This window comes from Hyalangium minutum (assembly GCF_000737315.1).
Taxonomy (GTDB): Bacteria; Myxococcota; Myxococcia; order Myxococcales; family Myxococcaceae; genus Hyalangium; species Hyalangium minutum.
Window position 1 is genome coordinate 161,553 of sequence record NZ_JMCB01000020.1, and the last position, 17,108, is coordinate 178,660.

Annotated in this window: 16 protein-coding genes; 7 read left to right on the forward strand and 9 right to left on the reverse strand. The window is 68.1% G+C overall.

Annotated features, from left to right (window positions below; genetic code table 11):
* Window positions 1-484: 484 nt before the first annotated feature.
* The 6 genes from DB31_RS37080 to DB31_RS37105 all read right to left on the reverse strand — a co-directional run bounded on the left by DB31_RS37080 (window position 485) and on the right by DB31_RS37105 (window position 5,689).
* Window positions 485-1,504: a hypothetical protein gene (locus DB31_RS37080; protein ID WP_044197031.1), complete on the reverse strand. Its 1,020-nt coding sequence runs from the start codon at window positions 1,502-1,504 to the stop codon at window positions 485-487.
* 12 nt (window positions 1,505-1,516) lie between these two features.
* Complete coding sequence (locus DB31_RS37085; RefSeq protein ID WP_044197033.1) at window positions 1,517-2,212, reverse strand: glutamine amidotransferase-related protein; 696 nt, start codon at window positions 2,210-2,212, stop codon at window positions 1,517-1,519.
* 32 nt (window positions 2,213-2,244) lie between these two features.
* Window positions 2,245-2,787, reverse strand: a complete 543-nt coding sequence (locus tag DB31_RS37090; RefSeq protein WP_205628633.1) for a glutathione peroxidase — start codon at window positions 2,785-2,787, stop codon at window positions 2,245-2,247.
* 32 nt (window positions 2,788-2,819) lie between these two features.
* Window positions 2,820-3,809, reverse strand: coding sequence for a bile acid:sodium symporter family protein (locus DB31_RS37095; protein ID WP_276203679.1), 990 nt, complete (start codon window positions 3,807-3,809; stop codon window positions 2,820-2,822).
* Window positions 3,806-4,807 (reverse strand): isocitrate dehydrogenase (NAD(+)), encoded by a 1,002-nt coding sequence (locus DB31_RS37100; protein ID WP_044197035.1) that lies wholly within the window; start codon window positions 4,805-4,807, stop codon window positions 3,806-3,808. Before DB31_RS37100 ends, DB31_RS37095 begins: the two co-directional genes overlap by 4 nt.
* Window positions 4,808-4,894: 87 nt before the next feature.
* Window positions 4,895-5,689, reverse strand: coding sequence for a DUF2270 domain-containing protein (locus DB31_RS37105; RefSeq protein ID WP_044197037.1), 795 nt, complete (start codon window positions 5,687-5,689; stop codon window positions 4,895-4,897).
* Window positions 5,690-5,808: 119 nt separating this feature from the next.
* Here DB31_RS37105 and DB31_RS37110 point away from each other — a divergent pair, with 119 nt between their 5' ends.
* From DB31_RS37110 to DB31_RS37125, 4 genes are all read left to right on the forward strand, one after another.
* Window positions 5,809-7,860: a hybrid sensor histidine kinase/response regulator gene (locus DB31_RS37110; RefSeq protein WP_157232356.1), complete on the forward strand. Its 2,052-nt coding sequence runs from the start codon at window positions 5,809-5,811 to the stop codon at window positions 7,858-7,860.
* Between the two features lie 9 nt (window positions 7,861-7,869).
* Entirely contained in the window at window positions 7,870-9,117 is a 1,248-nt protein-coding gene (locus DB31_RS37115) for a tetratricopeptide repeat protein (RefSeq protein ID WP_044197043.1), read from the forward strand.
* A gap of 58 nt (window positions 9,118-9,175) precedes the next feature.
* Window positions 9,176-10,252, forward strand: coding sequence for a hypothetical protein (locus DB31_RS37120; protein ID WP_044197044.1), 1,077 nt, complete (start codon window positions 9,176-9,178; stop codon window positions 10,250-10,252).
* Between the two features lie 78 nt (window positions 10,253-10,330).
* Complete coding sequence (locus DB31_RS37125; protein ID WP_044197047.1) at window positions 10,331-11,089, forward strand: SDR family NAD(P)-dependent oxidoreductase; 759 nt, start codon at window positions 10,331-10,333, stop codon at window positions 11,087-11,089.
* Window positions 11,090-11,130: 41 nt separating this feature from the next.
* On the opposite strand, the gene DB31_RS37130 is transcribed toward DB31_RS37125, so the two are convergent.
* Complete coding sequence (locus DB31_RS37130; RefSeq protein ID WP_044197049.1) at window positions 11,131-11,427, reverse strand: hypothetical protein; 297 nt, start codon at window positions 11,425-11,427, stop codon at window positions 11,131-11,133.
* Between the two features lie 302 nt (window positions 11,428-11,729).
* On the opposite strand from DB31_RS37130, the gene DB31_RS37135 reads away from it, so the two are divergent.
* Complete coding sequence (locus tag DB31_RS37135; protein ID WP_044197051.1) at window positions 11,730-13,481, forward strand: sigma-54-dependent transcriptional regulator; 1,752 nt, start codon at window positions 11,730-11,732, stop codon at window positions 13,479-13,481.
* Window positions 13,482-13,490: 9 nt separating this feature from the next.
* Here the strand turns inward: DB31_RS37135 and DB31_RS37140 are convergent, their stop codons facing one another.
* Together DB31_RS37140 and DB31_RS37145 are read right to left on the reverse strand one after the other, a co-directional pair.
* On the reverse strand, window positions 13,491-14,660 hold the full coding sequence (locus DB31_RS37140) for a heparin lyase I family protein (RefSeq protein WP_044197052.1): 1,170 nt from the start codon (window positions 14,658-14,660) through the stop codon (window positions 13,491-13,493).
* Window positions 14,661-14,976: 316 nt separating this feature from the next.
* Window positions 14,977-15,591, reverse strand: a complete 615-nt coding sequence (locus tag DB31_RS37145) for a DUF4230 domain-containing protein (protein ID WP_044197054.1) — start codon at window positions 15,589-15,591, stop codon at window positions 14,977-14,979.
* 46 nt (window positions 15,592-15,637) lie between these two features.
* Between DB31_RS37145 and DB31_RS37150 the strand changes: the two genes are divergently transcribed.
* On the forward strand, window positions 15,638-16,255 hold the full coding sequence (locus DB31_RS37150) for a 2OG-Fe(II) oxygenase (RefSeq protein ID WP_240487090.1): 618 nt from the start codon (window positions 15,638-15,640) through the stop codon (window positions 16,253-16,255).
* Window positions 16,252-17,103, forward strand: a complete 852-nt coding sequence (locus DB31_RS37155) for an ATP adenylyltransferase family protein (RefSeq protein WP_052420548.1) — start codon at window positions 16,252-16,254, stop codon at window positions 17,101-17,103. Before DB31_RS37150 ends, DB31_RS37155 begins: the two co-directional genes overlap by 4 nt.
* The last annotated feature ends 5 nt before the right edge of the window (window positions 17,104-17,108 follow it).

Here is a 17,108-nt window from a genome sequence, read left to right on the forward strand (position 1 = left end):
CGCGCTCTGGAGGCTCTCCAGGAATGGTTTCCAGGCGGCGAGGAGCAGAAACTTGTTCGGGCCGACCTGCGCCATGAAGTGGTACCCACGCCCGTGCTTTGGCTCGGTTGCGCCGCCCTGAATGCCAGTCTTGCAGCGCAGCAGGAGTTCTCGCCATAACGTCTGGCGCCGCGTCTCCGGTGCAACCATCAGCACTGCAGTAGGCCTGTCGGCCGGCAGGGCGTCGAGGTACGCCACCGGCTGGCGGTCGGTGAGCCCCGCCCAGAGTGGAGCGAGTCTCTGAGAGCGACTGCCACGGATTCAAGATGCTAGAGACGCCACAGGGGCGCACTGAGGACACATGAGGAAACCAGGGTCAAGAAAAAGCCCAGCAACCCATTGAGACTGCTGGGCTTCTCAGGTCGGAGGCGGCGGGAATCGAACCCGCAGCAGGGCGGAAGCAAAACCCTCAGCAGGGCGCGCTGTTACCGGCTAACACCAGTTCTCAGCGCGCGGGCGGTAGGGGCTCGCCGGCGCCTCGGCGGACGCCGGGCACCTTCAGCAGACGCTGGAAGACCTGCTCCATCCGGGTGGGCCCCGCGTCATTGCGCACGTCGAGAGTCAGGGTGACATCGTCGAGCCGATGGGCCCGCTCGAAGTCCAGGGGCGGGCGAGGCAGGTTCTCGATGCCTGCGGCGGGGCCGCGCAGGCCGGCGTTCCACTCGCGCACGAGCTGCTCCACCGAGTAGCCCTGGAGCTGAAGCTGGTACGCCTGCTCCGAAGTATCGGAGTACTTCAGCAAGGGCTTGCCCACCACCTCATAGCCCTCCTTGCGCAGCGCGGTGCGCTGGGCACCGGTAAGGAACGTCTCGGGCGCGAGCGCGGGAGCCTCCGGGTCCGCGAACGGACTGACCGGCACTGTGGCCAGGAAGAAGAGGAACTGGCTTCGCTCCTTCTGGCCCGAGGGACGGGCCATGAAGTCCTTCATCGCGGCCAGCAAGGCCCCTCGCCTGGCCTCGAAGACCTTTTGCCTCTGCTCGAGCTGCTTCTTCTGCTCGTCGTCGAGCAGCTTGTGCTCCACAGCCGCCACGATCAGTTCGTGCACCTGGGCCGTTGGGGCGCCCGTGGTGGCCGGGTCGAAGGAGACATGGACGAGAAACGCGGGAGGCTCGCCCGGCGTCCGGCGCACCAGAACCTCGCCTGGGATGAAGAGCTCAAGGTGGCCCTCCGGCGTCGTCATCGCCGTCTGGAAGGGCGTCTGGAGAGAAGGGAACCGGCGCTGCTGCTCGGCATCCCGGGGCCAGGCGAACCACAAGCTGAAGGCCTTCTTCTCCGGGAGCCGTGCCGGCAGCTTCTCGTCCAGGCGAAGGAGGAGGAGGCCATCCTCGGTCCGTCCCTCTTCCTTCAAGGTGATGCAGGTCCCGTGCGGGTTGCAGACCGCCTTGGACAGCTGCACGCGCGGAGGCGGGGCCGCCGTCATCAATGAGAGCCCCAGCCCCAGCGTGCCCAGCCACACAGTGCTCACGAGGCTCTCCTCTCAGCGAACCGCCTTGGCGAAGTGGTGGGCGAGGCGGTGCTGCAGCTCGGTGAGCTCGGCCTGGGCGGCCTTGAGCTTGGGGACCTGGGTGCGCAGCTCCTCCGGGGTCTTGCCGTGCTTGGCGAGCGTGTCTTTCCACTGCGTCAGCCAGCGGTCCAGGTCCTCGGCGCCCAGCTCCATGTGGAACTGGAAGCCATAGGACTTGCCCAGCCGGAACGCCTGCTGCGTGTAGCGGTCCGTGGAGGCCAGGAGCGTGGCGCCAGGCACGGCCTTGAAGGTGTCCTGGTGCCAGTGCGCCATGACGGTGCGCGGCTTCACGCCTGCGATGACCGGATCCTTCATCCCCTCCTGGGTCCACCGCACGGGGAGGGCGCCCGCCTCCAGGCCGTTCTTGCCGAGGAACACCTCCGCGCCCGCGGCGGCCGCGAGCATCTGAGCGCCCAGGCAGATGCCCAGGCACGGACGCTCGTTGGCGAGCCGCTCGGAGAGCAGGGCGATCTCCTCCTTGAGGAAGGGGTGCTGATCCGCCTCGTAGACGCCCATGTGGCCGCCCATGACGACCACGAGCTCGGCGTCCACGTCCTCGCGCTTGGTCGTCCGGAACCGCCTGACGAGGGTGAACCCGGCCTGCTGCAGCGCCGGGCCCAGGTGGGCAAGGCCTGCATCCTCATCATGCTCGAAGACCACGGCTCTCATCGGTGTCACCTCGGGGGCTCGGAGCCCCGGTTCTACTCCGCCAGAGCCGCGTCGAGCGCCTTCTTCAGCTCGGCGCTGTCGGGCTCCACACTGCTGGCGAAGGCGGCCTTCACCTGGCCGTCCTTGCCTACCACGTACTTGTGGAAGTTCCACTTGGGCGCGCCGTGCTTGCGCGCGAGGAACTCGTACACGGGCGACTGGCCCTCGCCCTTCGTCTTCACCTTCTCGAACATGGGGAAGGTGACCTTGAAGCGCAGCTCGCAGAACTTGGCGATCTCCTGCGAGGTGCCCGGTTCCTGGCCGCCGAAGTCATTCGAGGGGAAGCCCAGCACCACCGCGCCCTTGTCCTTGTACTCCTTGGAGAGCTTCTCCAGCCCGGCGTACTGCGGCGTGTAGCCACACTCTGAGGCGGTGTTCACCACCAGGAGTACCTTGCCCTTGTACTCCGACAGGTTCTCCTGCTTGCCGTTGAGACGGTTCGGTTTGAGATCGAAGAAGGACACGGCGGGCTCCGCGAAGGCAGCGGCCCCGAAGGTGGCCGCCACGAGGGTAAACAACAGGGTGAGTTTGCGCATAACACTCCTGACGTCTGAGTTGCCGCCGCGTTTCATCTCGTGCGGGCTGCATAACGTTCGGCCAGCACGGAGCAAACGATCAACTGGAGTTGGTGGTAGAACATCAACGGAAGGACGATGAGTCCCAGCCCTGGGTAGGCTCCGAAGAGCAGCCGCGCCATGGGAACACCCGAGGCCAGCGTCTTCTTCGAGCCACAGAAGACGGCGGCGATCTCGTCCTCCTTGTCGAAGTGGGCCAGGCGGGCGGCCCGGGTGGTTAGCCACAACACCACCGCGAGCAGGAGCGCCGCGCCCCCGAGCGTCGTGGCGAGCAACCCCCCGCCGTACTGGGTGAAAAGGCCCGCCTCCACCGAGTCGCAGAACGAGGCGTACACCAGCATCAGGATGACGAGCCGATCAAAGGTGTTCGTGTACTTCTTGTAGCGGGCGAACCAGGCCCCCACCAGCGGCCGGGCCAGCTGCCCCAGCACCAGCGGGAGCACCAACAGCGCCGCGAGCTTCAGCACTGCGTCCGCGAACGAGAGCGGCTGTCCCGTGGTCTTCGCCAGCAAGCCCACGAGCAGGGGCGTGAGCACGACGCCCAGGAGGCTCGACAGGCTCGCGTTGAAGATGGCGCCCGCCACATTGCCCCGGGCCACGGCCGTCATTGCCACCGAGGAGGAGATGGTGGACGGCACCGCGCACAGGTAGAGGAAGCCCAGCGTCAGGTCCGCCGGGAGCCACCGGCCCACCGCCTTATCGAGCACCCACCACAGCAGCGGGAACACGATGAAGGTGAAGGTCTGCACCAGCAGGTGGAGCCGCCAGCGCGCTACCCCGGCCTTCAGGTGCGCGGCGGAGAGCCCCACGCCATGGAAGAAGAAGACGAGGAAGATGCCCGCGTTGGCGAGCTTGTCCGCGTGCAGCGGCCCGCCCGTGCGGCCCACTCCTGGGAAGAGCGCCGCGAGCACCACTGCGCCAATCATGCCTCCCAGGAACCAGTCGCGAGACAGCCGCTGGAGGACGCGGGAGGCGACGCTCACAGCGCGGCGATGATGGCGTCCGTGAACTCGCGGGTGTTGGCGGTGCCGCCGATGTCGCCCGTGCGCACCTTGGCCTCGGTGTAGACCTTCTCGATGGCCGCCTGCATGCGCTTGGCCTCGGGGCTCATGCCCAGCCAGTCCAGCATCATCACCGCGGACATCATCAGCGCCGTGGGGTTGGCGATGCCCTTGCCGGCGATGTCCGGCGCGGTGCCGTGGACGGCTTCGAACACCGCGGTGCGCTCGCCGATGTTGGCACCCGGCACCACACCCAGGCCGCCCACCAGGCCCGCGCACAAGTCACTGACGATGTCGCCGTAGAGGTTCTCCATCACCAGCACGTCGTAGCGGGTGGGGTCCTTCACCAGCTGCATGCAGAAGTTGTCGATGATGAGCTCTTCGTACTGGATCTCCGGGAACTCGCGGCCGACCTTGCGGGTGCAGTCCAGGAAGAGGCCGTCCGACAGCTTCATGATGTTGGCCTTGTGAACGGAGGTCACCTTCTTGCGGCCGTGCTTCTTGGCGTACTCGAAGGCGAAGCGGGCAATGCGCGTGGAGGCCTTCTCGGTGATGATCTTCAGCGACTCGACGACGCCCGGGACGATGATGTGCTCCAGGCCGGCGTAGAGGCTCTCGGTGTTCTCGCGCACCACCACGAGGTCCACGTCCTCGTAGCGCGTCTTCACGTTGGGCACGCTCTTCACCGGGCGCAGCGAGGAGTACAAGTCCAAGCGCTTGCGCAGGCCCACGTTGGCCGAGGCCATGCCGCCGCCCACCACCGTGCCCGTGGGGCCCTTGAGCGCCACGCCGCTGCGCAGCACTGCCTCCACCGTCTCGTGGGGCAGATTGGTGCCGTACTTCGCAATGACTTCGGCGCCTGCATCCTTGTACTCGAACTCGAGGGGCAGCTTGAGCGCCTCGAGAACCCGGATGGTGGCCGCCATGACCTCGGGGCCGATGCCGTCGCCATTGATGATTGTAACCGTGCGGTTCGCCATGGGCCGGATTCAAGGCACAAAAGCCCGGGGCTCGAAAGCAGGAAAAGGCCCCCGCCTCGCCCGCACTGATGGAAACCACAAGCAGCCCTAGTGGGTCGAAGGGATGATGGGTGGGGGGCGGCCGGACGGCGGCGCGGGAGGCTGGTCAGGCCGGGTGCGGCGGGGCCGGCGCACGGCATAGGGCCGGTAGAACGACTCCAAGAGCGTATAGCGGCGGGTTCTGTGGCGTGGGCGCAGCTCGCCCAGCGGAGCGCGGACGAAGTACGAGGAGATGAAGAGGTAGGCCGCCAGCAGGGACAGCACCGCGACGATGATCATGATCACGCTGCCCGGCATCGGGCCGACGTGGGCCCGGTCCACGAACTCGCGGAAGGTGACCGGCGGCTGCGGGTGGCTGTAGACCTTCACGAACCAGCTCAGCAGCAGGACGATGAGGATGGGCCCGTACGTGCGGTTGAGCCGCGTGGAGATGGCGGAGAACAGCGACAGGTGGATCTGCGGCCGTGACAGCTCCACGGCCAGCTCGCGCAGGGCGTCTGGATCCACCGGCTCGTGGCGCAGCATGGGCGCCCAGTAGCCATCCTCGAGCAGGCGGACGCGCCGGTTCCACAAGTCGTAGTAGCGGTAGCGGCGCGCCTCGACCATGAGGAAGGAGATCACCATCCAGATGCCCACCAGGAATGTCACGTGGGGGCTGGAGGCGTTGGCGAAGCCGAAGGAGATCACCGCCGCCGTGGTGGTGAGCGCCCAGTTCGTCGTGGTGTCGAGGCGCGTGCGCCACTTGTCCGAGCGGCTGAGCTCCCCCCGGTAAAGCTGGGCCATGGCCGCGTCCGAGAGGTTGAGCGACTCGAGCCCGTTCTTGTCCCGTCCATTGACTCGCATTCCTAACCGGAAAGGTAAGGGTGCCAGCCGAGAACGTGCCGCCAGCCGGGAGTAGCTTGGCTGCCTGCCTGCTCGGGGGTGGCCTCGCCCGCCTGCCGTGGCCACCTTGCTGTCCTGACGTGACACCGAACGAGACCATCGACACGCTGGCGGAGCTGGTCCAGGAGGAGCGCGAGCGTTTGACGCGCCTGTGGGCCAAGCGCCTCCGCGAAGAGCTGTACGAGATAGACCTCCCGGGCCGGGATCTGCGCGCACCGCTGCGGCGGCTGATCGATGAGCTTGCCCGCCTGCTGAGCGATCGGCCGGATGAGGTGCTGCGGCTGTGGCCCGAGGTGGTGCGGGCCCACGGGGCCTTCCGGTACGACCAGCGCTTCGAGCCCGAGGACCTGGTGCGCGAGTTCAAGGCGCTGGAGGAGGTGCTGCTGCGCGTCTACTCCCGCCGCCACGAGGGCCGGCTGGAGCCGGAGGTGGCCGAGTTCATCACCGAGCTGGTGGGCGAGGCCAACGCCTCGGCGCAGGCCTCGTATGCGCGCGTGCTGAGGACGGAGGAGGTGCGTTTCCGCGAGGCGGCGGTGATGGAGTCCATCCTCTACCACATGGATGTGGGCATCCTGCTGGCGGAGGTGGATGGGAGCGTGTCCTTCGCCACTCAGCCGGTGAGCAGGCTGATGGGGGTGCCCATGCGCTCGGTGGTGGGGGCGCGCACGGCGAACTCGCTGGCGCCGGTGCTGGCGCAGGTGCGCGCGCACCACCCCTCGGGGGAACCGTTCAAGGTGACGGACCTGCCCTTCATGCGGGCGCTCCAGGAGCGCGGGCCGGTGCGTGGAGTGATGATGGTGGTGGAGCGGCCCGGAGGCGGAGAGGCCTGGCTGGAGATGAGCGCCACGCCCATCTGGGAGGAGGGCGGCGAGCTGGCCGGCGTCATCCAGACGCTCACGGATCGCACCGAGGCGGCCACGAAGACGCGGGAGCTGACGAACGCGCAAGACGAGCTGCGGCGGCTGCAGGGGCGGCTGCTGCAGCGCACCCGGGCGCAGGCGCTGGGGCAGCTGGCCAGCGGGGCGGCGCACGCGCTCAACAACTTCCTCAACGTGCTGCGCCTGCGCATCACCCTGCTGCGGCGCGAGTTCAAGCCCGAGCACCTGGACGCGCTGGACCGGACGGTGGGGCAGATTGGCGAGCTGGTGGGGCGGCTGCAGGAGTTCAACGTGCAGCGCACCGAGGAGGTGCTGAAGGACGTGCCCCTCGATGCGGTGGTGCGCGAGGCGCTGGAGTTGGTGCGCGGCGAACTGGAGCGGGGAGGGCATCCGGTGGCGGTGGATCTGCACCTGGGAGATCCGGGCATGGTGCATGCCGATACCGGCTTCCTGCGCGAGCTGGTGGTGAGCCTGCTGCTGGCGGCCCGGGACCGGATGCAGCAGGGTGGCCGGTTGGATCTCACCACGCAGGCGGAGGGCACGGATCGCGTCACCTTGCGCATCCAGGACGAGGGCCCGCCCTATGCGGTGGAGGAGCTGTCGAGGTTGTTCGATCCGCTCAACCGGGAGGCGGGGGCGCCTCAGGTGGCCTTGCAGCTGGCGGTGGTGCGGGCCCAGGTGCAGCGCTGGGGCGGTGAACTGACGGTGGAGAATTCGCAGAGCGGGACGGGCGGCGCCTTCGTGGTGCGGCTGCCTCGCGCGAAGGCCGCGCATGAGCAGGAGCCCCGTCCCGAGGCGGTGACGACGGGGCCACGCCGCTTCCAGCAGACGCGCCGCGTGCTGGTGGTGGACGACGACATGGACAACGCGCGGATGCTGGCGGAGGTGCTCGGGGACGAGGGCTATGACGTGCAGGTGGCCCAGAGCGCGGAGGTGGCGCTGCAGCTGTGGGAGCGCCGCCGCTACGACGCGGCCCTGCTGGACGCGCTGATGCCAGACAAGACCGGCTGGGAGCTCGCGAAGGAGCTGCGCCAGCGGACGCCGCAGGCCCTGCTGGCCATCGTCACCGGCATGGACGTCCGGGGGCAGAGCCGCGCCACGCTGGCGCTCGTGGACGCGGTGTTCCGGAAGCCGATCGACGTGGGCGCGCTGGACGAGTTCCTCTCTCAGTCGGAGACGCCCGCCACCCCCTCCGAGCCGTCTGCTCCGGCGTCCGGTGGGGAGAAGGTTGGGGAGGGCCCGTTGACCCATTAGAGTCGTGCCGTGAGCGCCAACCTGGAGAGCATTCGCCGCAAGGTGGAGGCGGGCGAGGTCTTGAGTGACGCGGAGCTGACCGCGCTGCGCGACGTAGCCGCGGGCAGTGAGGGCCCCACGCTGTGGCTGGCGGTGGCGCACGCGCTCGTCAACGCAGGGGCCGAGCGCGAGGCGCTGCCCCTGATGGAGCGGCTGCGGCGGGACTTCCCTCAAGACTTGCAGGTGCGGCTGGGGCTGGCGCGGGCGCTGCTTGGGCTGGAGCGGCACGGAGACGCAGAGGAGGTGCTGCGCGAGGCGCTGGTTCTCAGCCCGGGAGACCCCGAGGCAGTGAAAGTGCTGGCGGTGCTCGCACTGCGCCGGGGCGAGAAGGGCCGCGCACAGCAGTACGTGACGGACGTGCTGGAGCGGGATCCGTTTGATCCGGAGGCGCGGCTCCTGAAGGAAGAGCTGGAGGCGGTGGAGCTGCCCTCGCACGCGCCCGTCGAGGAGCAGGTGCTGCGCCCGGAGTTCAACGCGGCGCTGGCCGCGGCCCTGCGCAGGGCGGGCCTCCAGTTCCGCCTGCAGGGACGGGATGTGCTGGTGAAGCTGTCCTCGGGCGAGGTGGCGCGGGTGAATGTGGCCTCGCTCTACTCGGCCTATCAGGGGGGGAAGCGCGGGCTGACGGAGTACGTGGAGAAGCTGGCCGCGCAGATCGGCGGCATGCGCACGGAGCTGGGAGAGGACGCCACGCCCCTGTTGCGCCGGCTGCGCCCCGTGCTCCGGCCCAGCGGCTTCGAGGCCCAGGCGGTGGGCTCGCTGCACCGCGCGGGGCCCGCGGGGCTCGAGGTGTTCTACGTGCTGGAGGATCCGGAGTACGTGCGCTACCTGCCCGAGTCGGCCTTGAAGGCCATGGGGCTGACGGTGGAGGCGGCGGACAGCGCCGCGTGGAGCCACCTGGAGGCGAGCCCTGCCCCCGTGCGTCCGGTGGTGGTGGACCGGGGCGTGGTGCGGCTGGCGGAGACGTTCAGCGGACTCTGGGCCGTGGCGGAGGGAGACGGGCATGACGCGGCGCGACTGCTCACCTCGGAGCAGCGGCGGCGTCTGGCGCTCCAAGCAGGGGAGGGGGCTCTTCGTGTGAATCTCGGCTGGCGGGAATTCGCGCTCCTCTGCCGCGAGTCGGACGCAGCCGAGTGTGAGGCGCTCTCGAAGCTGGGACACGCCCCGGACGGCATCCCCGGCGTGTTTCGCCTCTCTGCTGAGGGACTGACCAAGCTCTGAGCGGGGCTCAGAGGCCGCGGCGGTGGGTTACACTCGGGAAAGACAAAGGAGCCGCCCCATGCATGAGCGTCTGTTACCGCCCTCCGCCGCTCCCAACGCGTGGGAGACCGTCCCTGACGCCGAGCAGAACTTCACCGTCTCCGTGCCGCGAGGCTGGCGGAGCCGGGCCTGGGTTCAGAGCAACGGGACCATCCCCGTGCAGCTCGTGAAGACCGAGAGTCCGGACGGAGAGACGTCGCTGTTCTTGGGCGATCCGACGATTCCCCAGTTCATGGATCCCGCCGCGGTGGTGTTCAGCCCACCTCCGGGAGTGGTGGTCCGGCCGTACATCTCCATCGAGCACTTCCTGCCCTTCTATGCGCAGCAGCGCTTTGGCGGACTGCCCGGCTTCAAGATGGGCTCGATGGCGCCGTCGCCGGAGCTGTTCCAGCTGCTGCTGCAGTCGGCCCAGCGCACGGGCGCGCAGGTGGGAATCACAGCGGGCCGGTTCACCTTCTCGTTCGATGAGGGTCCTCGCCGGGTGCAGGCACTCCTCTTTGGCGCCTGTACGAACTTTGGGCCAATCTGGTTCGCCGAAGTGTACGGCGTCTCCACGGTGGGACAGGCCGAGGCCTTTGCCCCGGCGCTGCTGGAGATGCTGGCCTCGCGGCGGACGAACCCGGCCGTCATCCGGCGCCTGCAGGAGGAGCGCGCGCGGTCAGCGGCGCAGCACCAGGCCACCATGGCGATGATCAACCAGAACACCGCCTTCCTTCAGTCCCAACACCAGCAGAACATGTCGGCCCTGCGGGGCATGGCGGCGAGCCACCAGGCCCATATGGACTCGCTCCACGCGAGCCACGATGCGCACAACGCCGCCTGGCAGAGCCAGCAGGCGGCACAGTCCGCGGCCCACTCCGCCTACATGCACAGCCACAGCTCCGATGACTCGCACCGCCGCTCCATCAACGCCATCACCGAGGAGCGCACCGTGATGGACAGAGAGGGCAACACCTATCAGGTGGCCGACGGCTACGACCGTTACTTCCGCCGCCGCTCGGACGGCGCGTGGATTGGCACCCCCGCTCACCGCGACCTGCGCGACATCCCCGGGGTGAATCCCGACGACTACGAAGAGGTGAAGATCAAGGTGTAGCCCGCCCTTTCTCCTCGCTGCGTGACCGGACAGGTCCCAGGCGCTCCGCGTGCTAGCGTTGAAAGTCTGGAGGAGTGGATGCGCTTCGAAGGAAAGTCGGCCTTGATCACCGGGGCCAGCGAGGGAATTGGGTTCGCGATCGCGGCGGGCCTGGTCAAGGAGGGCGCGCGGGTGGTGATGGTCGCCCGGCGCGAGGAGGTGCTCGCGGAGGCCGCGCGCAAGCTGGGGCCCAACGCGTCGTATCTCGTGGGAGATGTGGCGAGCACGGAGACGGCCGAGCGCGCGGTCGAGGCTGCCGTGAGCCGCCACGGAGGGTTGGACCTGCTCGTGAACAACGCGGGCATCCTGCGCCCCGGGACGGTGGCGGAGCTGTCCATGGAAGACGTGGACGCGATGCTCGCCGTGAACCTGCGCTCGGCGGTGGCGTTCACCCACTCGGCCGTGAAGCCCCTGAGCCAGCGGAAGGGCGCGGCCATCCTGATGATCTCATCCGCCGTGGGGCGCATCCCCCTGCCGGGCATGTCCGTCTACGGCGCCACGAAGGCGGCGATGCAGCACCTGACCCTGACCTGGGCCATCGAGCTCGCGGAGAAGGGGATTCGTGTGAACTGCTTGTGCCCGGGGGCCATCGAGACTCCCGCCTTCCGTGCGGCGGCTCAGCAGATTCCACACCTGGAGCAGTGGACGCTCGCCAACAGCCTGATCAAGCGCATGGCGCCCGCCGAGGAGCTGGCGCGGCATGCCTTGACGCTGCTGGACGAGAAGGAGGGCGGGTTCGTCACGGGCGCCGTCTGGGATGTGGACGGCGGCTACCAGCTCCAGCGCTTCCTGGGGTGAGGGAAGCCTTGCTCGCTCACCGGGGGGCTCCTGCTCGGAGCCTACTGCTGCGTGCAGCAGGTCCAGGTGATGGTGTGGTAGGTGCTCGCGGAACACTGCCCCAACAGGTTGTAGCTCTGGCGGTACTCGTTGGCCTGACACGTGGCCAGCCCCAGCAGGTTCATTTCGTGGACACAGGACGCGAACTGGCGCGCGTCACTCCGGCAGGTCTCCAGCGCGCTCTTCTCCTGCGCCAGCGCCTCCGTTCCCTGCGCCTCCTCGACTCCGCCGCAGGCCGTCATCAGCAACAGCCCTCCTACCAGCGCACCCCGCGTCATCCTCTGAAAAGCGTTCTTCATGGCGAGCTCTCCTCTGCTGCGAACGGTCTGCAATGAGAATGGAAATCCATGTTAATCAATAAAAACAAGAAAAATAAGTCCAGGGGGCGTTCTCGGGCACCTGCCGCAGGAAGCGCTGACGGGCCACCTTGTCCGGGGTGTCCTGCGCGCGCTCGCGCACGCAGGACAACGCATGGAGCGGAGTCCAGAGTGACGCCCCACAGCAGGCGGGGCCCCGCAGCAGGTTGCCGCACACTTGAGGGACTGGGAGTGACATCCTGGGGATTCGTTTTCGAGGAACCCGTACCCCTTGAGGAGGGGAGATGTCCGAGGAACTCCAGGCCCTGGCGTCCGCGCTGCATGCGGCCAGGCACTTCGAGCAGGCTGCGCTCGCCACGCTCCATCCCTTGCTGCGGATGGCCGAGCAGGCGCTGCAAGCCAGCCGCTTCGCTGGCAAGGGCCGCCTGCTGCGAGGCATGGTGCACCTGCGGCCCGCGGAGTCCTACCGGCGGTTGGTGGCGCTGGAGCGCGAGGCGCTGGACACCCCCGCTCCGAGCGAGGATTCGCTGCTGCTGGCCGATGGCCCTCGGGTGTCGTTGCTGGCCTCGGCCTCCGCGTGGCGTGCGGTGGTGGAGCACGGCTGCGCGGTCTCCATCGACGTGGGCCAGGGGACGCTGCAGCCCCACGAGGGGCCCGCACGGAGCCTCTCCGCGCCCAGCCTGGTGACGGCCTTCACTCAGGAGAGCCAGCAGCGGCTGTTGAGCCGTGAGGCCACCCACGTCTGCGTCTTCCCGCTGCGCGTGCCGGGCGAGCGCATCGACGGGATGATCGCGCTGGAGGCCAGCTGCATGGCCGCGCTCGGCCAGGAGTTCATCTGGAGAGAGGCGAGTCCCCGGCTGCAGCTCATCGTGGACATGGCCGCCCCCTACCTGTCGGCCCTGCCCCCTCGCCCCGTGAAGCTCCCGGAGACGGACGAGTTCCTTCCCGTGGTGGGCTCGTCCATGGCCAACCTCGTCGGGGTGCTCCGCATCTTCGCGCAGCAGGATGAGACGATCCTGGTCAGCGGTCCCACGGGCGCTGGCAAGTCCCGGCTGGCCCGTTGGTGCCACGAGCGCTCCGCCCGCAGGCAGCGCCGCTTCGAGAGCCTTGATTTGATGACGGTCCCCGAGGAGCTTCAGATGTCCGAGCTCTTCGGCTGGCGCAAGGGAGCGTTCTCGGGCGCGGTGAAGGACAACCCCGGCTGTCTGGCGCGGGCCGAGGGCGGCACGCTGTTCATCGACGAGATCGACAAGCTGTCGCTCAAGGCGCAGGCGGGGCTGCTGCATGTGCTGGAGGACCGCACCTACCGCGCGCTGGGCGATGCGGGGAGCGAGCAGCGGGCCAACGTGCGCTTCATCGTGGGCACCAACGCGGATCTGCTCGACGCGGTTCGCAGAGGCACCTTCCGGGAGGACCTCTACTACCGCATCAACGTGCTGCCCGTGCGGGTGCCTCCGCTGGACGAGCGCCGGGACGAGGTGGGCCCGTGGGCGCGCTACATGCTGGCGCGGCACCACCGGGAGAAGAACCCTGCGGGGGTGGCGCGGCTGGCCTCGGAAGCCGAGCAGCGGCTGGAGCAGAGCCCCTGGCCCGGTAACTTGCGGCAGCTCGACAACATCATCCGCCGCGCCTACACGCTCGCCATGGTGGAGCTGGGTGGCGCCAGCCAGGAGCTGGAGCTGCGAGAGGCCCACATCCGGCAGGCGCTGGCGTACGAGGGCGGGGCGCAGAGCTCCGCGCTGGTGGATGCGCTGTCCCTGGCCGCGCGAGCCTTCGTGCTCGAGGCGCAGCGCCGCCAGGCTCCGCTCGACATCGACTTGGCGGAGAGCTTCCGAGGTTTCGTGCTGGCCGAGGCCGTGCAGCAGGTGGGGCGCGAGGAGGCCTTCAAGCTGGTGGGGCGCGAATCCTTGGTGCGGAGCCGCAACCACCTCAAGGCGCTGCGGCAGGAGCTGAAGAAGGCGGAGGCGCTGTGCGCCGAGGTGAAGCAGCCGGTCCCGGCCTCGCTGAGCAAGGCCGGGAGCGACGAGGCTTCGTGAGCGGAGGGACTACGGCATCACGTCCGAGAGTGACCGGCCCATGACGAAGTTGTCGTGGTACACCACGCCCGTCTGAGTGATGGTCGAGTTCCGGTACAGGCCCATCTTCAGGTAGTTCACCTGTCCGGAGAACTGGGTGGCGCAGGAGCGCTTGGGAAGCACGAGCTGGCCCTGGTGGTAGAGCTCCACGAAGCCGGCGCTCGCGTTGGGCGACCACTTCACGTGGAAGACGAAGTCATTCCAGGTGCTGCGCACCAAGGGGGTGCGCCACACCTCGGTGCTGCTGCAGTAGAGGATGATGTTGCCGTTGTTGACGGCGAACTCCACCGGAGGCGAGCCGCTGCTGCCCGTGTGGTGCCACTGGGTGAAGAGCTGCCAGGTGGCCGGGGAGGGGAAGTCCGCCGCGAACATCGTGCTCCAGCGGTAGTAGTACTCGGAGTTCTCAGGTTCGTACGTCAGGCGCACCATCTCGTTGCGGTTGCCGCTGGCGCCAATGGGGTTGTCGCCCTGCTTCACGGTGGCCTTGAGCGCATAGCTGCCTTGCCGCAACGGCGACGTGACGAGCTGCAGCCGATCCGCGCTCACCATCTGCGTCGAGCTCCACTGCGAGAGGTTGCCCGTCTCGAAGTCGCCGCGCCACACCTCCGTGGAGGGGGGCGCCGCGCACGGACGCGCCTCGGCGATGCTGGCCCATTCGTTCAGGTTGTTGCCCAGCACGGTGATGCGCAGCCGACGCGCGGTGCGAGCGGGGAACGTATAGGTCTCCGCCGCCAGGGTCGCGCTGTTCTGCCCGCTGTAGACCTGGGTGTAGTTGATGCCGTCGAGCGTGGTCTGGAGGATGAATTTGTTGGTCTGCGTGGTTCCCAGGTGCCACGCGATGGCGGCACCCGCCACTGTCTTCTCCGAGCCCAGGTCGTAGTCGATCCAGGAACCCTTGCCGAGATTGCTCCAGCGCGTCTCCAGCCGGTCATCCAGGGTGTTGGTGGCAGGGTTTCCAGTTTCACTGCCAGAGACGAGCACCGAGGTCGCGGTGAGGGGCGTGCAGTTCTGCACGGTGAGTTCCTCCCCCTCGGAGGCTGTGCCCAGGCCTGGGAGCTCGTCGGAGAGGGTGTCCTGCGGACTGCAGGCCACGAAGCCGAGAATGAGAAGGAGTCCAATCCCAATAAAAACTTTCGTCATTTTCGCTCTGTAAAAAAGACAGACGGGGGTATGCCGGGCCGCGGAGCGGTCGGCGGAGACGGGTCTCAGGTGTGTCAGGGTTCAGCTTTCCTACGTGCTCGAGGCCAAAGGCCAAAGCATCACATCAGAGGAGGATGTATGTGTTTGGAGGAGCCCTTCTCCCGTTTGAGCCGGCTGCGGAATGCGGTCTCGCTGTGGCCAAGCAAAGCCAAGCGAGATGTCTGTTTTGTACTCAACATTTCTCGCGATGAGAAGTTACTGCGAGAGCAGGCAAGCAGTCCTCTCAGAGTGATACATGTCTCAGTGCGCTTGTTCCTCACCCCGGAGTGACGGGCGCTAGCCGGTCCACGATCCGCACCTCGGTGAAGCCCAGCGAGAGGAAGAGGGCGCGCAGGGAGCGCTCCGCGGACTGGCGCGCGCGGTCCCTCAGCCGTTGATCATTCCGCACCTCGTACTCGAAGGCGGACCGGGCCCGCTCCAGCAGGTGCGCCGTTTGCTGGCTGTCCAGGTTGGAGTCGATCACCTCGGTCTCCCCAGGCTTCAGCTCCACCTTCACCTCCAGCGGAGGCAGCACCACGTCCACCTTCGTCCCCGTCACCCGCAGCGACGAGGTGTCGATGCGCTGGAAGTCGTAGCCCAGGTGCACATCCGCGAAGACGATGGCCCGGCCCCGCGGCGTGTTCAGCTTGTAGGACGCCCAGTTGATGACGTCCTTCCACAGCGCGTCCTCCGCCCTGGGCTCCGGGCTGAAGGTCACCTTCTTGTAGAGCGCCACATCCAGCGTCTCCAGCCGCGCCACCTCGCGCATCTGGAGCACCAGCGCCGGTGGGTCAGGCAGGGTCCGCGCCTGCTCTCGCAGGAAGAAGAAGGTCCCCAGCGCCCCGAGTGCCACGGCGCCAGCCACGAGGAGGATGCGCAGGACGAGCTTCATGTCCGGAAGTCTACCCTGGCTGACAGCGCGTGGCCTCTGAGGCACGGTGCGGGGTGAACAGATGGAGCTCAAGGACGACGAAATCGAAGCGCTGGGCACCCACGGCTTCTTCATGCGGGATGGCTTCTTGGGGCCGGAGCGGGCGAGCACGGTCCACGCGGAGGCCCAGGCTCTCGTGGGGGCGGGTGGCCTGAGGCCCGCCAGCATCCGGCGCGGCGCGGACCGGACCGAGGACACCTCCGTCCGCAGCGACTTCATCACCTGGGTCCAGCCCCAGCCGGGGACGGCACTTGGGGAGCTATGGGACGCCTTCGTGCAGCTGGGAGAGGCGCTCTCCGCGGGGGCGTACCTGGGACTGGGCCGGTTCGATCTGCAGCTCGCTCACTACCCAGGCGGCGGAGCGCACTACCAGCGCCACCGGGACGCCTTCCCCGGCCAGTCGAACCGCCGCGTGACGGCCATTTACTACGTCAACCCGGACTGGCGGCCAGAGCACGGCGGTAAGCTTCGGCTGTACCTGGACTCCGGGACGCGGGACGTAGAGCCCACCCTGGACCGGCTGGTGGTCTTCCTCAGCGAGCAGCTGGACCATGAGGTGCTGCCCGCACACGCGCCCAGGCTCGCACTGACAGCATGGTTCTACGGGAGAGACGTGGCACGATGACGACTCTCATGGCCGAGCGTCCTCCCAGCTTCGAGAAGGGAACCCTCTGGAGCACCATCGTCGAGCGCACCGCCCGGGCGCTCGCCAGCGGTGCCCTTGTTCCCATCCGCACCGAAGTGGAGGTCATCGAGGACGAGGGCGTCCCCTTCCTCGTCCGGGTCGTCTCCAATCTGGAGCGCAAGGCGAAGGCCGCACCGCCTCCGTCGGACGGCAAGCCCCCGAAGAACCCCTTCATCCCTCCTTATGAGGAGGAGCTCTTCGTCACGCTCGTGCCGCCCGCCCACGCGTGCCTGCTCAACAAGTTCAACGTCTTCGACCACCACGCGCTGCTCGTCACCCGCGCCTACGAGGAGCAGGACTCCCTCCTCACCGCCGCCGACTTCGAGGCGCTCCTCCACTGCACCGCCGAGGTCGACGCACTCTCCTTCTATAACGGTGGCCGCGTTGCGGGCGCGAGCCAGCCCCACAAGCACCTTCAGTTCGTTCAGGTGCCGCTGGCCGCGGACGGACGCCGCACGCCCATGGATGAAGTCATCGGCCGACGCCCGCTGCCGTTCCGCCACGCGCTGGGCCCGCCGCTCCAAACGCCCGAGCAGGCGCACTCCACTTATATGGACCTGCTGCGCGAGGTGGGCTGCGAGCAGCCGGGGACGCCCTACAACCTCCTGGCCACGCGCGACTGGACGATGGTGGTGCCCCGCACCCATGAGTGCTTCGGCCCCATCTCGCTCAACGCGCTCGCCTTCGCTGGCTCCTTGCTGGTGAAGAACCGAGAGCAGCTCGAGCACGTGCGCGCCGTGGGCCCCATGTCCGTGCTCCGCGCCGTGACGGGCTCCTCCCAGGCGTGAGCCCG

What these genes read in the sequence shown, in the direction of transcription:
- DB31_RS37085 (WP_044197033.1), bottom strand. Translation starts at nt 2,212, where the DNA reads ATGAGAGCCGTGGTCTTCGAGCATGATGAGGATGCAGGCCTTGCCCAC.
- DB31_RS37090 (WP_205628633.1), bottom strand. Translation starts at nt 2,787, where the DNA reads ATGCGCAAACTCACCCTGTTGTTTACCCTCGTGGCGGCCACCTTCGGG.
- DB31_RS37100 (WP_044197035.1), bottom strand. Translation starts at nt 4,807, where the DNA reads ATGGCGAACCGCACGGTTACAATCATCAATGGCGACGGCATCGGCCCC.
- DB31_RS37105 (WP_044197037.1), bottom strand. Translation starts at nt 5,689, where the DNA reads ATGCGAGTCAATGGACGGGACAAGAACGGGCTCGAGTCGCTCAACCTC.
- DB31_RS37120 (WP_044197044.1), top strand. Translation starts at nt 9,176, where the DNA reads ATGCATGAGCGTCTGTTACCGCCCTCCGCCGCTCCCAACGCGTGGGAG.
- DB31_RS37125 (WP_044197047.1), top strand. Translation starts at nt 10,331, where the DNA reads ATGCGCTTCGAAGGAAAGTCGGCCTTGATCACCGGGGCCAGCGAGGGA.
- DB31_RS37130 (WP_044197049.1), bottom strand. Translation starts at nt 11,427, where the DNA reads ATGAAGAACGCTTTTCAGAGGATGACGCGGGGTGCGCTGGTAGGAGGG.
- DB31_RS37135 (WP_044197051.1), top strand. Translation starts at nt 11,730, where the DNA reads ATGTCCGAGGAACTCCAGGCCCTGGCGTCCGCGCTGCATGCGGCCAGG.
- DB31_RS37140 (WP_044197052.1), bottom strand. Translation starts at nt 14,660, where the DNA reads ATGACGAAAGTTTTTATTGGGATTGGACTCCTTCTCATTCTCGGCTTC.
- DB31_RS37145 (WP_044197054.1), bottom strand. Translation starts at nt 15,591, where the DNA reads ATGAAGCTCGTCCTGCGCATCCTCCTCGTGGCTGGCGCCGTGGCACTC.
- DB31_RS37155 (WP_052420548.1), top strand. Translation starts at nt 16,252, where the DNA reads ATGACGACTCTCATGGCCGAGCGTCCTCCCAGCTTCGAGAAGGGAACC.